This is a genomic window from Haloprofundus salinisoli (assembly GCF_020097815.1).
Taxonomy (GTDB): Archaea; Halobacteriota; Halobacteria; order Halobacteriales; family Haloferacaceae; genus Haloprofundus; species Haloprofundus salinisoli.
The window spans coordinates 981,794-995,064 of the sequence record NZ_CP083663.1 but is presented as its reverse complement, the minus strand read 5'-3'; the positions used below and the strand labels follow the sequence as shown (position 1 = coordinate 995,064).

Annotated in this window: 13 protein-coding genes and 2 tRNA genes; 4 read left to right on the top strand and 11 right to left on the bottom strand. The window is 64.7% G+C overall.

From position 1 onward, the window contains the following. The first annotated feature begins 55 nt into the window (after nucleotides 1–55). Complete coding sequence (locus tag LAQ73_RS05275) at nucleotides 56–832, top strand: DUF5781 family protein (RefSeq protein WP_224270191.1); 777 nt, start codon at nucleotides 56–58, stop codon at nucleotides 830–832. 86 nt (nucleotides 833–918) lie between these two features. On the opposite strand, the gene LAQ73_RS05270 is transcribed toward LAQ73_RS05275, so the two are convergent. The 10 genes from LAQ73_RS05270 to LAQ73_RS05225 form a co-directional block, all read right to left on the bottom strand. Then, complete coding sequence (locus LAQ73_RS05270) at nucleotides 919–1,539, bottom strand: 30S ribosomal protein S7 (protein WP_224270190.1); 621 nt, start codon at nucleotides 1,537–1,539, stop codon at nucleotides 919–921. 1 nt (nucleotide 1,540) lies between these two features. Continuing rightward, nucleotides 1,541–1,969, bottom strand: a complete 429-nt coding sequence (locus LAQ73_RS05265; RefSeq protein ID WP_058580647.1) for a 30S ribosomal protein S12 — start codon at nucleotides 1,967–1,969, stop codon at nucleotides 1,541–1,543. A gap of 319 nt (nucleotides 1,970–2,288) precedes the next feature. Beyond that, nucleotides 2,289–3,158: a mechanosensitive ion channel family protein gene (locus LAQ73_RS05260; RefSeq protein WP_224270189.1), complete on the bottom strand. Its 870-nt coding sequence runs from the start codon at nucleotides 3,156–3,158 to the stop codon at nucleotides 2,289–2,291. A gap of 128 nt (nucleotides 3,159–3,286) precedes the next feature. Then, nucleotides 3,287–3,670 (bottom strand): hypothetical protein, encoded by a 384-nt coding sequence (locus LAQ73_RS05255; RefSeq protein ID WP_224270188.1) that lies wholly within the window; start codon nucleotides 3,668–3,670, stop codon nucleotides 3,287–3,289. A gap of 121 nt (nucleotides 3,671–3,791) precedes the next feature. Then, entirely contained in the window at nucleotides 3,792–4,211 is a 420-nt protein-coding gene (locus tag LAQ73_RS05250; protein ID WP_224270187.1) for a NusA-like transcription termination signal-binding factor, read from the bottom strand. Nucleotides 4,212–4,217: 6 nt separating this feature from the next. Beyond that, on the bottom strand, nucleotides 4,218–5,426 hold the full coding sequence (gene rpoA2 / locus LAQ73_RS05245; RefSeq protein ID WP_224270186.1) for a DNA-directed RNA polymerase subunit A'': 1,209 nt from the start codon (nucleotides 5,424–5,426) through the stop codon (nucleotides 4,218–4,220). After that, a complete protein-coding gene (locus tag LAQ73_RS05240) occupies nucleotides 5,419–8,343 on the bottom strand; it encodes a DNA-directed RNA polymerase subunit A' (RefSeq protein WP_224270185.1) in 2,925 nt (974 codons plus the stop codon). Before LAQ73_RS05240 ends, rpoA2 begins: the two co-directional genes overlap by 8 nt. A 6-nt stretch (nucleotides 8,344–8,349) precedes the next feature. Next, a complete protein-coding gene (gene rpoB, locus LAQ73_RS05235; protein ID WP_224270184.1) occupies nucleotides 8,350–10,176 on the bottom strand; it encodes a DNA-directed RNA polymerase subunit B in 1,827 nt (608 codons plus the stop codon). A 3-nt stretch (nucleotides 10,177–10,179) separates the two neighbouring features. Continuing rightward, nucleotides 10,180–11,745, bottom strand: a complete 1,566-nt coding sequence (locus tag LAQ73_RS05230) for a DNA-directed RNA polymerase subunit B'' (RefSeq protein ID WP_224270183.1) — start codon at nucleotides 11,743–11,745, stop codon at nucleotides 10,180–10,182. Next, a complete protein-coding gene (locus LAQ73_RS05225) occupies nucleotides 11,742–11,969 on the bottom strand; it encodes a DNA-directed RNA polymerase subunit H (protein WP_224270182.1) in 228 nt (75 codons plus the stop codon). Before LAQ73_RS05225 ends, LAQ73_RS05230 begins: the two co-directional genes overlap by 4 nt. Before the next feature lie 254 nt (nucleotides 11,970–12,223). Here LAQ73_RS05225 and LAQ73_RS05220 point away from each other — a divergent pair. The 3 genes from LAQ73_RS05220 (at nucleotide 12,224) to LAQ73_RS05210 (ending at nucleotide 12,764) form a co-directional block, all read left to right on the top strand. Beyond that, a tRNA-Asp gene (locus tag LAQ73_RS05220) sits at nucleotides 12,224–12,296 on the top strand. A gap of 94 nt (nucleotides 12,297–12,390) precedes the next feature. Beyond that, entirely contained in the window at nucleotides 12,391–12,738 is a 348-nt protein-coding gene (locus LAQ73_RS05215; RefSeq protein WP_224270719.1) for a group I intron-associated PD-(D/E)XK endonuclease, read from the top strand. Then, nucleotides 12,692–12,764, top strand: a tRNA-Asp gene (locus tag LAQ73_RS05210). The genes LAQ73_RS05215 and LAQ73_RS05210 overlap by 47 nt, the downstream gene beginning before the upstream one ends. 205 nt (nucleotides 12,765–12,969) lie before the next feature. Here the strand turns inward: LAQ73_RS05210 and LAQ73_RS05205 are convergent. Continuing rightward, entirely contained in the window at nucleotides 12,970–13,116 is a 147-nt protein-coding gene (locus tag LAQ73_RS05205; protein ID WP_224270181.1) for a hypothetical protein, read from the bottom strand. Between the last annotated feature and the right edge of the window lie 155 nt (nucleotides 13,117–13,271).

Below are 13,271 nucleotides of genomic sequence, written 5' to 3'. Positions count from 1 at the left end.
TCACGCGACGCGCGGCACAAGAGTCATACTATCTCAGACCATGTCACTATTACGCATGGATCTTCGCGTGCAGGGGTCTGCCGCCCCCGACGCCTTTCTCAGCGCGGCAGACCTCTTAGAGACGGAGTATGAGTTGTCGTGGCCGGTTCACGTCCGAGTCAGAGACGACCCCGACGAGCGAACGTGGGCGGGCCACTACAGCAACGCCGCCGGCGACTACCACGTGTTGAACATCTCACGACAGGCCGCGACGAGCGCGATGGCGCGCGAACTCGCTCTCCACGAGTTCTCTCACATGGCCCGCTACGAGCAGTCGCACCCCTCCCACGTCCAGTCGACTGAGGAGGCGCTCTACCTCGCGCTGACAGGGCGGAGCGTCGAGCGCCGTAAACTCGTACACTGCTACCAGATAGCCAACCACATGAAGGACATCTACGCCGACGACATCACCATCTCGGTCGCCCCGGCGGAGAAACTGGTGTACTTCCTCGAATCGCAGTTGGCGGCGGCGCTGGCCGACCAGCCGACGGCCGTTCCACGCGCCGACTGGACGCGGACCACCGCCGCCTCCGACCCCGAAATCACCGCGGTCAACGCGGCGTTCGCGCTCGCGCTCGTCGAGCGACACGAGCTCGTCGACGACGACCACCGCCTGTACGACCTCGCGCACGCCGCCGACGACGACGCCCCGAACGTCCGCGTCGACGAGTTCAGGCGCCAGTTCCGCTCGCTCGCCGTCGAGACGACCGCCAGCGACTACCGCAAGGCGCTCGTCGACGTGACCCGGTCGTACGCCGTCGGTAGCAGCGGCGGGCCGCAGGCGGCCGACTGAGAAGTCACGCGATTTGCTCCGTTTAACGGGCTAAACGACGGCCGCACCGCTCACCGGCGCGAAAAACGAAAGAGAAAGACTGCAGATTAGCGAGCCGCGGCGGCGACGCGCTCGCGCTCTTCTTTCTGGCTGATGGGGTACGACTGAACGTCGTACTCTGCAGCGCCGAGAAGCTGCTGTGCGAGCGCCTCGGCGGCCGAAGTCGTCGACTTGTAGCTCGCGGAGGCGACGCCGTCGGCGATGAACTTCAGCGCCTGGTCGACGCGGCGCTGGGGGGCGACGTCGACGGCTTTCGGGACCGAGATACCGCCGTACTTCAGGCGGACGGTCTCCTCGCGGGGTGCGGCGTTCTCGACGGCGCGGACGAGCACTTGGGCGGGGTTCTCCTCGCTGCGCTCGTGGACGAGCTCGAAGGCGTCGCGGACGATGCCGAGCGCCTTCTGCTTCTTGCCCGTGTTGTCCTCGCTCTGCATCAGGCGGTTGATGAGGCGCTCGACGACCGAAATCTCGGACTTGCGGAACTGCTTGGAGGCGTGGCGACCCATCGTGTGCGCGATGGGCGTCACGTTGAGGTAGCGCTGGGTGCTGGGGTCCGTGTACTCGATCTCGGAGACGTCCCAGACGCCGAACAGCAGCGCGCTCGCCTGCGCTTCCTCGCTGTCGGCCGGTGCCTCGGGTTCGGGGGTTTCGCTCTCTGCGTCCGACATCTTAGCGTACCGGTTTCTCCGCGTTGCCGCGCACGAGCTCGAGCATCGCGACGCCGTTGACTTTCTCTACCTTGTAGTTGACACCGGAGAGGTCACCCATGGCGCGACCCTTCGCGCCACCGATGCCCGCGATGGTCACCTCGTCGTGCTCGTCGATGAACGAGATGGCACCGTCGCCGGGGCAGAATGCCGTGACCTGCTTGCCGTTCTTGATGAGCTGAACACGGACGCATTTACGAATCGCCGAGTTCGGCTGCTTCGCTTCGATTCCGACCTTCTCGAGGACGATGCCCCGCGCCTGCGGTGCACCTTCGAGGGGGTCCGATTTCTTCCGAAGACCGCGTTCGCGCCGCGCGTACTCGGAGTCGGACCATCGTCGCTTCTGACGGTCCTTCTTGAGTTTGCGTGCGGCGTATTTGCCGTTCGCCATAGTGCAAAAGCCTACTTAGTCGAGCTACTTAAGCGTCCTCTTTTCTCCTCGGCGAGACGGCCTCAGATTCCTTCTTTCACCCCGCTACTCGAATCTGCGTCCGTCTCGCCGGTTCGAACGAACCGCTCTCCGCGCGGCGCAGGTCGAACGCGGCGCGGAGATTCCGTCGTTTCGTTTCACTCACGACGAGCCTCCACCCGCTTCGCTCGCGGAGACTCCGTTGCTTCGCTTCGTTCATCACGGCCGCTCGCCCGCTTCGCTCGTCAACGCCCCGTCGTTTCCCGACCGCCGCCGAGCGGTCGACCGCGACCCGCCGTGCTCACTCGCCGGCGCGTTCGACCGCGAGGTCACCGCCCATATCTACCGCGGAGGTCGCACCGAGCGTGATTCCGGCGTTCTCACACCGCACCTGGACCCGGCGGGCGTAGTCCGAGAACGTGTCGAGTACCGTCCGCCGCGTCGGTTCCGAAACCCAGAACAGCACCTGCAGCCGGATGTGGTCGCCCTCGAAGCCGGTGACGCGAATCTTCGGTTGAGGGTTCGAGAGGATAGCCGGGTCAGTCACCGCCTCGTCGCGCAGAATCCCGATGGCCTCCTCTACATCCTCCTCGTAGTAGACGCCCACCTCCTCGTTGATGCGGAACTGGTTCTGTCCGTACGGCTTCGTGATGACGTTCGTCGTCAGTTCCGTGTTCGGAACGCTGATTATCTCGTTGTCGACGGTCCGGACGCGGGTCACCCGAAAGCCGATGGATTCGACGACGCCCTCGGTGTCGCCCCACGCGATGTAGTCGCCGACGTTGAAGTCCGGGTCGGTCACGAGAAACAACCCGCCGACGAGCGTCCCGAGCACCTCTCGCCCGGCGACACCCACCGTCAGCGAGACGATGGCGACGGCGATGGTCGACCCCGTCAGCACCCGCGTGTACCCGGCCGCCCCCAGCGCCGCGCCGAACGCGACGGCCACGACGCCGATGCGGAGGTAGAGTTCGACCGCACCGACGACTGTCGGGTTGTTCTCGTTTCGCGCCCTGACCGCCCGAACCAACAGCGGTTCGACGGCCACCCGACCCACGCCGTAAACGAGCACGAACGTGACGACGAATTTGGTCGCCCGGGCGAACAGCCCGTCACCGGAAAGCAGTTCCGCGAACGGAGCCGCGACCTGCAGCGCTGCGACGTCTCCCATACCGATAGTACAGCACCCCGACCAATAGCTCTGGAGGCCGTCGAAACGTTCTCGGAGACGACTCCCGTCGAACGTCCGACGACTGCCGAGTCCCGCGGAGATCGCTACCGGCCTGCGCCCGGCAGCGCTCAGTAGTAAAACAGTAACTCGAACTCGCCTTCGCAATCCGTACACCGCAGCGGCTTTCCGCAGAGCTCTCCCTCGAGCGCCGGGTTGGGCCCGGGGTCCGGACGCTCGTCCTCGGGGTTGGTTCCGCCGTCTGCGACAACGGCCGCCCCGTCCGCTCGCCCCGTCTTCCGGTACTCGCCGGGGTCGTCGGTCGTTCGGGCGTCGGCGGAGTCGCCGCCGGGCAGTGCCAGCGTCGCACTGATGGGTTCGCCGCAGGAGGGACACCGTATCGAGACGGAGGGGCGACACGCCGAGTCGGCGCTGGACTCGGAGTCGACAGTGCGCCGCTCGGCGGCGGACCGCGGCCCGTCGGAGACGGACGGCCGCTGCTCGGAATGTGACATACGATAGCAGGACGACGTTCAGACGGTTAGTTATAGGGCTTGTAAAGAGCGTCAGTCATAGCCCTAAACCGAACCACGGCGACGATGCCGAGCGGTAGGACCGTGCTACGGCCCCGGCGGGCTACGTCAGTTGAATGTCGTCGATGTCGTAGTGACGGCGGGCCAACCGCCGCGCCGTCTCGATGTTTTGGCCGCGCTTACCGATGGCGACGCCGCGGTCGCCCTCGGCGACTTCGACGTAGGCGACGCGGTCGTTCTGGTCGCTGATGGTCACGTGTCGGACCGTCGCGGGCGCGAGCGCACTGGAGACGAACGCCTCGGGGGTGTCCGCGTCCTCGACGAGCTCGACGTTTCGGCCGAGTTTGCGTTCGAGTCGTTTCACCGTCTTGCCGCCGGGACCGATGGCCTTGCCCATCTCGCCCGCGCCGACGAGCACGACGATTCGGTCGTCGTAGACGAGACAGTCGCTGGCACTCGCACCTGTCTCCTCGTCGAACGCGCCGAGATAGCGGCGAGCGTCGTCCGACAGCGTGACGCGCATGGGTCGTCAGTCGTCCGAGGGCTGTTCGGTGTTCGCGCTGAACGAGCCCATCCGGAGGTCCACGTCGCCGGTGCCGATGGAGACCGGCTTGCCGACGATGACGTTCTCGATGACGCCGTTGAGGTCGTCCTCCTCGCCGTGGATCGCGGCGTCGAGCAGGTGGTTGACCGTCACCTCGAACGCCGCTCGCGCGAGCACCGACTCCTTCGACCCGGAGATACCGTGACGGCCGATGGACTCGATGGTGCCGCGGTTCGTCATGATGTCGGCGACGAGCATCAGGTGGCGGACGTTCACGTCGTCGAGGCCCTGCTCTTCGAGCGTCTCCATCGTCTCGTTGATGATGGCCTCGCGGGCCGCCTCGACGCCGAGGTTGCGGTGGATCTCGTGGATGTTGTTACACGTCGTGCGCGAGGCGTCGACGCCCTCGATGGCGAGCACGTCGCCGAACGCCGACCCCTCGGTGTAGAGGACGAACTCCTCGCCGTCGTCGGTCTTCTCCTTGCGGATGACGACGCGGGTGACCTCCTCGATGCCTTTGAACACGACGTCGCGGAGCTCTTCGACCAGTTGCAGCAGCTTCCGGTAGCTCGGCTGGTCGGGGCCGAACTCGATGACCGTGCCCGACTGGCGGGTCGTGACGCCGAGGGCGTCCTCGATGGTGTCGGCGATCTCGTCGGCGACCTCCTCGACGTTCGAGGCGCGGGGCCACCGCTCCATCAGCGTCTCGTCGTTGAGGTCGACCTGCACGAGCATGTCCGCGACGTTCGTCGACACGTCGCCGAGTGCCAGGATTTTGGACGCCTCGATGCTCCAGACGACCTCGTGGGCCTTCTCGCGGTCCTCCGCGTACTCGTCTTCGAGGTGGACCGTCATCATCGGCGTGTCCGGCGTCTTCCGCGCGTCCACGAGTTCGATGAGCCGCGGCAGTCCCTGCGTCACGTCGATCTCGGCGACGCCCGCGTAGTGGAACGTGTTCATCGTCATCTGCGTCCCCGGCTCGCCGATGGACTGCGCGGAGACGGTGCCGACGGGGTCCAGCGGGTCGACGCGCGTGTCCAGATAGCGCACTTCGACGGCGCGGGCGATGTCATCGGCTTTCTCGACGCTGACGTCGTCTCGCTCTTCGATGGTGCGGTACACCCGGTCTTTGAGTCGTCGCGGGAGCTCGGTGTCCTCGACGACGGCTTCGATGTCGTCTGTGATCTCAGTCATCGGACTCTACCTCCTGGATGCGTGCCTCGCTCAGTCGGGGCTCGGCGTGCTCGGAGAGGTTCGTCGGCGGTTCCTCGCGGCCGAGGAACTGCTGACGGGTCGCTTCGTCGTCGAACTCGGCGTCCATCACGCGGTCGGCGATGCTCTCGACGTCGATGTCGTTGTCCTTCGAGGAGGACACCTTCACCGGCGAGGTGCCGTCCTCGCCGAACTCGAACTGGACGATGGTGCCCGAGGTGTCGCGCACCGTCCCGTCGTACTGCGTCTCCAGTTCGGAGAGCGCGTTGATGAGCCGACGCTGCAGGTATCCGGACTTGGAGGTGCGGACTGCCGTGTCGACCAACCCCTCTCGGCCACCCATCGCGTGGAAGAAGAACTCACGCGGCGTCAGGCCGCCGCGGTAGGAGTTCTCCACGAAGCCGTGGGCCTCCGCCGAGAGGTCGTTCGGCTTGTAGTGGCTGAGGGTGCGGTCCTCGTAGCCGCGGTTGATGCGCTCGCCCCGAACTGCCTGCTGGCCGACGCAGCCGGCCATCTGCGTGAGGTTCAGCATCGAACCACGCGCACCGGAGCGGGCCATGATGACCGCCGGGTTGTCGTCGCCGAAGTGGTCGTCGGCGATCTCGCCTGCGGAGTCACGCGCTTTGCCGAGCGTCTGCATAATCTTCATCTCCAGCGTCTCGTCGACGGTGCGACCCGGCAGCGATTCGAGCTCGCCCGCGTCGTACGTGGTGATGAGTTCCTCGATGCGCTCGTAGGCGTTCTCGATGGCCTCGTCGACCTGCTCGCCGGCCTCCTCCGGAATCGACTCGTCGTCGATACCGATGGAGAAGCCGAAGTGCATGATGGCGCGCATCGCCAGCGCCGAAATCTCGTTGACGAAAATCCGTGCGCGCGTCTCGGAGTACACCTTGGTGATGGTGTCGACGATCTCGCCGCCGAACGCACCGACGGCGTCCTCGTCGATGGTGCCGCCAACGAGTTGGCCGTTCTCGATGACAACGTCGTCGCCGGTCGAACTGCTGAACTCCAAAGAGAGGTCGTCGGGCAGCAGCTCCGAGAAGATGGAGTGGCCGGTCCAGTAGGACTCGCCGTCCTCCTCGCCGTCGGGTTCGGGCAGCTCGTCCACTCGGGTCGCGCGAAGCAGGTCCAGCGCCTGCGTCTCCGAGAACTTCGGATTCTCGTGGGTCAGCAGGTACGTACCGGAGATGTGGTCCTGAATCGCGCCGATGATGTTCTCGCCGAAACGCGGGCTGAGAATCTGTTCCTGCACGCGCATGAGGACGCGCGCCTCCGCGCGAGCCTCCTCGTTCTGCAGCGCGTGCATGTTCATCTCGTCGCCGTCGAAGTCGGCGTTGTACGGCGGACAGACGACGGTGTTGAGCCGGAACGTCTTGTACGGCATCACGACCACTTCGTGGGCCATGATGGACATCCGGTGCAGCGACGGCTGTCGGTTGAAGATGACGATGTCACCGTCGATGAGGTGGCGGTTCACTTCCCAGCCGAGTTCGACTTTCTCGGCGAGCTCCTCGCAGTTCTTCTCGGTCACCTTCAGACGGCGGCCGTCGGGGCGCTTGACGTAGTTCGCGCCCGGGTGGCTCTCGGGGCCGTTGCGGACGTACTGCCGTGCGTCCTCCATGTTCCGCTCGGTGACGTTCATCGTCTGGGTCATCTCCGTCGCGACGCGGTCCGGGACGCCGACCTCGTTGAGCGAGAGCGTCGGGTCCGGCGAAATGACGGTACGCGCCGAGAAGTTGACGCGCTTCCCGGAGAGCGAACCGCGGAATCGACCCTCTTTGCCTTTCAGCCGCTGGCTGAGCGTCTTCAGCGGGCGGCCGGAGCGGTGTCGCGCGGGGGGCGTGCCCGAGATCTCGTTGTCGATGAACGTGGTGACGTGGTACTGCAGCAGTTCCCAGAGGTCCTCGATGATGAGCTGCGGCGCACCGGCCTCGCGGTTCTCCATGAACCGCTGGTTGATGCGGATGATGTCGACCAGTTTGTGCGTCAGGTCGTCCTCGGAACGCTGGCCGTTGTCGAGCGTAATCGACGGACGCGCCGTCACCGGCGGCACCGGTAGGACGGTGAGAATCATCCACTCGGGGCGCGCGCGCTCGGAGTCGATGCCGAGCGTCTCCATGTCGTCGTCCGGGATGTCCTCGAACCAGTCGCGGATATCCGAGGGCATCAGCTTGTTCATGTCCTCGACGGTGAGGTCGATCGAGAGCGCCTTCTCGATGGCCTTGCGGTCGTCCTTGCGGGGACGGAACTCCCCGGAGAGAATCTGGTTGATCCGCTGGAGCTCGATATCCGTCTTCTCCGCCAGCTCCTGGGGGGCCATCCCCTCTCGGTCCTCCTCCTCGTCGGGCTGCATCGCCTCGGCGATGAGTTCGGAGTACTCCCCCGAGAGCACGTCCTGGACCTCGTAGTACGTCGTCGGTTTCTCGTGTTTGATGTCGTGCTGGGGCTCGTTGCAGTGCGGGCAGCGCTTGGCTTTCCGCGCCTGTCGAACCGCGGCCTTCATCACGTCGCTCCAGTCCTCGCTGAGCTCCTCGGCTCGCTGCATGCTGGTGCGGAACTCCGCCTGCTCCTCGTCGGTCAGCGCGAGCCGACCGCACTGCCGGCACGTCGAGCGCAGCAGCCGTCGGATGAGTTTGGTGAATCCGACGTGGATGACGGGGGCGGCCAGTTCGATGTGGCCGAAGTGGCCGTTACACGACCCCGAGTGCTGCCCGCAGGTGCGACACTCCAGACCGGGGTCGATGACGCCCAGTCGGGGGTCCATCAGCCCCATGTCGATGGGGTAGCCGTCGTCGTCGTAGGTGTCCGCGGTGATGACTTTCGTCGCGGACATATCTCGATACGTCTCCGGGTCCATCAGCCCGAAGCGGATGCCGCCGATTTCTTTCGGTGTTTGCATTGACATTTAAACTGCGTCCTCCAGTTCGAGTTTCGGTCGAATGCCGAGCGCTTTCATCTCGTCGAGCAGGAGTTTGAACGCGTAACTCACCTCGACGCGGTGGATGTTGTCCTCGTCGCCGGTGACGGGGTCGTAGATCCGGCGCTGCTCGCGGTCCTCGACCGCGACCATCCCGGTGTCCGCCGAGATGTACACTTCCTCGCGGTCCGAGGAGTCCAACAGTCGCTCCTTCAGTGCCATCGCCGCGCCGTGGCCGATGAGCACCTCGCGCTCCATCTCGCCGACGCGGAGCCCACCCTCGCGGGCGCGACCCTCCGTGGGCTGGCGGGTGAGCACCTGCACCGGCCCGCGCGAGCGGGCGTGCAGTTTGTTGCTCACCATGTGGTACAGCTTGTGGTAGAAGATGACGCCCACGAAGATCTGCGCCTCGATCTTCTCGCCGGTGACGCCGGAGTACATGACCTCCTTGCCGGAGGACATGAAGCCGTGGTCTTCGAGCGCGCCGCGGAGGTCCTCCTCGTTCTCGCCTTGGAACGCCGTGCCGTCGACGCGACGGCCTTCGAGCGCGCCGACCTTGCCGCCGAGCATCTCCAACACGTGACCGACCGTCATGCGCGACGGGAGCGCGTGTGGGTTGAGAACCAGGTCGGGGACGACGCCGTCGGCGGTAAACGGCATGTCCTGTTGCGGCGCGAGGTGGCCCACGACGCCTTTCTGTCCGTGCCGGGACGCGAACTTGTCACCGAGCTCCGGAATCCGCTCGTCGCGGACGGAGACTTTCGAGAGCTTCGAGCCGTCCTCGCCCTCCATCAGCGTCACCGTGTCGACGACGCCGTCTTCGCCCGAGCGCATCGTGACTGACGTCTCGCGGCGCTTCTGCGGGCTGAGCCCGCCCATGTCGTCGGGCTCTTCGAGGAACCGCGGCGGCGACGTCTTGCCGAGAAGCACCGAGTTCTCGTCGACGACCGTCTCGGGGTTGACGAGGCCGTCGTCGTCGAGGTGCGTGTACGCGTCTTCCCCGCGCGCACCGCGAACATCCTGCGACGGAATCTCGAAGCGGTCCTCCTGACCGCCGGGGTAACGTCGTTCCTCGCCCTCGTAGGTGCGGAAGAAATGTGACCGCGCGAGCGCGCGGTCGACCGACCCCTTGTTCATGACGAGCGCGTCCTCGATGTTGAACCCCTCGTAGCTCATCACGGCGACGACGAAGTTCTGCGCCGCGGGGCGCTCGTCGAAGTTGATCTGCTCGGTCGTCTGCGTCTTCACCATCGCGAGCTGCGGGTAGTGCATCAGGTGCTGACGCGTGTCCGGGCGGATGCGGTAGTTCGCCGACGGGATGCCGAGCGACTGCTTCATCATCCCTGCCCCCATCGTAATCCGGGGCGAGGCGTTGTGCTCCGGGTACGGAATCATCCCGGCGCCGATGCCGAAGATGAGCTGCGGGTCGACTTCGAGGTGAGTGTGCTCGGGAGTGAGCTCGTCCTCGTCGACGCCGACGTAGATGTCCTCCTCCTCCTCGGCGTCGATGAACTCGATGTAGCCGCGGTCGACGAGGTCCTGGAACTCCAGTTCACCGTTCTCGACGGCTTCGATCTCCTCGTCGCCGAGCAGCGGTTCGCCGCCCTCGACGACGATGAGCGGGCGACGGGCGCGACCCGCGTCCGCGTTGATGATGACTTCGCGGGTCCGACCTCTCACCGAGACGTTGACCATCTCGCTGACGTCGCCGCGTCGTCGTGCTTCCCGAATCTGTGCTGCGAGCTGGTTCGGGTCCGGGTGGGTCCCGACCAAGCTGCCGTTGACGTATACTTTCGCCTCTCGTGCCTGAGCCATGGTTTAGTCGTCCGCCGTGGTGGGTTCGACGCCTTCCAGTCCGGGCATCCCCTCGACACCCATCGACGCCAGTTCTCGTTTCAGTGCCTGTTCGTCCTCGACGTTCTGGGAGAGCTCCATCGCCTGCGCGAAGTTCTTCACCAGCCCGCAGTTCGGCCCTTCCGGGGTCTCGGAGGGACAGATGCGACCCCACTGGGTCGCGTGCAGGTCGCGTGCCTCGAAGTGCGGCTGCGAGCGCGACAGCGGTGAGCGCAGGCGGCGCAGGTGAGACAACACGCCCATGTAGTCGGTCCGGTCGACCAGCTGCGAGACGCCGGAGCGCCCGCCGACCCAGTTCCCCGTCGCGATGGGGTGTTCGAGCCGCTCGGTCAGCACGTCGGAGCGAACGACGGTGTTGACCGTCAGGTTGCGATTACGCATGTTCGCGCGTTCGAGCTGGTACTTCACGTCGCGCGCCAGTTTGTTCAGCGCCGTCCGGAACAGGTCCTTCATCAGGTCGCCTGAGACCTTGAGGCGCTTGTTGGCGTAGTGGTCCTTGTCGTCGGCCTCGCGGCGCTGCAGCGCGAGTTCGAAACACGCCTCGGCCATCCGGCAGAGGTAGAACGCCTTGTTGATGCGGACTTCCTCCTCTTCGACGCCCTCCTCGTGGAGGTGCGGCAGGAGGTAGCGGTCGATGACGTAGTTGGCGCGTTTCAGCTGGTAGTTCTTTCCCTGACCACTGGCGACGCGCTTACCGAGCGTCTCGATCGCCTCCTCGGTCGTCTGGACGTCGGCCTCCTCCAGATTTTCGAGCATGAACTTCACGATCTCGGGATCGTCGGAGACGCGGTGGACGATCTCCTCGTCGGATTCGAGGCCCAGCGCGCGCACGAGCGTCACGAAGTTCACCGACCCGGAGACCGAGGGGAACGAAACCTCCAGGAGGCCGTCGCGGCCGCGCTCACAGAGCACGAGCGCGCGGTAGCCGCGGCGCTGGCTGAACGTCTTGGCGACCTGAATCTCGTCGCCGTACTTCGTGTCGTACTCGGCGAGAATCTTGTTCGGCGCGAGGTCCTCGCTCGTCATCAGTACGCGCTCGGAGCCGTTGACGATGAAGTAACCGCCGGGATCGACGGGGTCCTCGCCGATTTCGACGAGTTCGTCGTGGTCGAAGCCGGAGATGTTGCAGCGCTCCGACCCGACCATGATGGGCATGCGGCCGACCTTCGTCTCCGTGGAGTCGACGACGATCTCCTCTTCCTCCTCGCCGCCGCGAACGATGGACATCTCCATGAACACCGGCGCGGAGTAGGTGATGTTCCGGAGGCGGGCTTCCTGCGGATACAGCAGTTCCTCACTGCCGTCGGCCTCGCGGACGCGCGGGGTGACGACCCGGACGTCGCCGAGTTCGACGTAGACGGGCTCCTCGCCCTCCTTGTCGCCGATGTCGGTGTCGATGGTCTCCTTCTCGTCGACGACTTCCTGCATGCCGCGTTGGAGGAAGGCGTTGAACGAACGGAAGTGGTGTTCTGCGAGTCGTTCCTCCGAGAAGTACTGTCGGGAGATGGTGCGTCGGTCTTGTCGATTCATTCGATCACCAGTCGATAAACGACTGCTTGGTCCGTCGTTCGCGAGTCGCGCACGATTCTGACGACGTCGCCGGGTTCGGCCTCGTCCGGTAACGCCGGGTCTTTGCGTTTGATCTTCGGCAGATTCGTCCGTTTGACGTTGTACTCCTGTAGCACTTCGTCGACGGCCTCCTCGTCGACGAGCGTGTGCTCCGGGACAAGTTTGTGTTGGCTTACGTCTACCATGGGTGGGGCTTGTGGGAAGAAGCTCTCACGAGATACTACAGCGGGATTAACGACCCATCTATATAACACTTGCCAACCGCGCGGCGCACCGCTAACCGGCTGTGGCCGAACCCACAGCGGGAACCTGCATTACACTCCACCTGAACGTGCCCTATTATATGCCTTCCGGCCATGCGGGCCGCGGTATCCCGACGCACGGCGCATCAGGATGGTAAGCGTTATTTACGACACGGAGAAACGAATGATTGCAGCAAGCCCGGGTGGTGTAGTGGCCTATCATACGACCCTGTCACGGTCGTGACGCGGGTTCAAATCCCGCCTCGGGCGTTATTTTACTGAACTCAAACCGTGAGCGGGGCGTCTCACCGCGGAACGTGCCGTCATCTGCAGATTCAAACCCGATCAGGCGAGATGCCGGAATATGAATCCGTCTCGTCGAGGTGACGAAACTGAAGCGGTGATACTTGCTTCGCTGATGAACCTTGGATTCTCGGTTTCGGTTCCATTCGGAGACAGTGACCGCTACGATTTAGTTGTCGACGACCACGAAACACTCTCTCGCGTTCAGTGCAAAACCGGAAACTGGGTGAACGGCTCTATCCGGTTCAACCTCTACAGCTCTACAGTTGGTGGAGATGGCCGAGTCGATGCTGACTACACAGCTCGCAACGGATATCGACACCCATTAATAACCCCGACCAGTACACTCGGATGCGTTTCAGGCCCGGGTGGTGTAGTGGCCCATCATACGACCCTGTCACGGTCGTGACGCGGGTTCAAATCCCGCCTCGGGCGTTTCTCTGAATTTCGACTTGTGAGCAAGTCGCTCGTGACGAGTGACCGCTTAAATTCAGCGTGCGACAGGGGGTTTGAATCTCACGACGAGCGAATCGTCCCGTCGCTGAGCGCACGCCGGTCAGTTTCTGCAGTCAGACCGTTTCGGCTCCTCACTCCACAAACGAAGTTTCCGCGCCCTCGACGATGACCGGTTACCGACGGTTCACCCGAAGACGTAGAGTAGTCCCCCGACCAGGAAGAACAGCGACAGCGCGAGTAACAAGACGACCATCACCGCCAGAAACGGTTTGCCCGTCGCTCCGTCGACGAGGCGCGTGAGAACCGACCGGTTCGCCGGGTCGTCAGCCATGTCTCGGCGTTCGTCTCCCGGTCGCCTGTAACTGTCGATACGCGCCGAACCGACCGAACTCGACGGCGGGCGAGCGCCCGCACAACACCGGCTCGGTGGCGTCGTCGACTCTCGGGTACGCGCCCCACGGAGGCGCTCCGCTCTCGTGTCGGTCG

Bases quoted from the DNA above. Each gene is read 5' to 3' on its own strand.
- LAQ73_RS05275 (WP_224270191.1), top strand. From the start codon at position 56: ATGGATCTTCGCGTGCAGGGGTCTGCCGCCCCCGACGCCTTTCTCAGC.
- LAQ73_RS05270 (WP_224270190.1), bottom strand. From the start codon at position 1,539: ATGTCGGACGCAGAGAGCGAAACCCCCGAACCCGAGGCACCGGCCGAC.
- LAQ73_RS05265 (WP_058580647.1), bottom strand. From the start codon at position 1,969: ATGGCGAACGGCAAATACGCCGCACGCAAACTCAAGAAGGACCGTCAG.
- LAQ73_RS05260 (WP_224270189.1), bottom strand. From the start codon at position 3,158: ATGGGAGACGTCGCAGCGCTGCAGGTCGCGGCTCCGTTCGCGGAACTG.
- LAQ73_RS05255 (WP_224270188.1), bottom strand. From the start codon at position 3,670: ATGTCACATTCCGAGCAGCGGCCGTCCGTCTCCGACGGGCCGCGGTCC.
- LAQ73_RS05250 (WP_224270187.1), bottom strand. From the start codon at position 4,211: ATGCGCGTCACGCTGTCGGACGACGCTCGCCGCTATCTCGGCGCGTTC.
- rpoA2 (WP_224270186.1), bottom strand. From the start codon at position 5,426: ATGACTGAGATCACAGACGACATCGAAGCCGTCGTCGAGGACACCGAG.
- LAQ73_RS05240 (WP_224270185.1), bottom strand. From the start codon at position 8,343: ATGCAAACACCGAAAGAAATCGGCGGCATCCGCTTCGGGCTGATGGAC.
- rpoB (WP_224270184.1), bottom strand. From the start codon at position 10,176: ATGGCTCAGGCACGAGAGGCGAAAGTATACGTCAACGGCAGCTTGGTC.
- LAQ73_RS05230 (WP_224270183.1), bottom strand. From the start codon at position 11,745: ATGAATCGACAAGACCGACGCACCATCTCCCGACAGTACTTCTCGGAG.
- LAQ73_RS05225 (WP_224270182.1), bottom strand. From the start codon at position 11,969: ATGGTAGACGTAAGCCAACACAAACTTGTCCCGGAGCACACGCTCGTC.
- LAQ73_RS05215 (WP_224270719.1), top strand. From the start codon at position 12,391: ATGAATCCGTCTCGTCGAGGTGACGAAACTGAAGCGGTGATACTTGCT.
- LAQ73_RS05205 (WP_224270181.1), bottom strand. From the start codon at position 13,116: ATGGCTGACGACCCGGCGAACCGGTCGGTTCTCACGCGCCTCGTCGAC.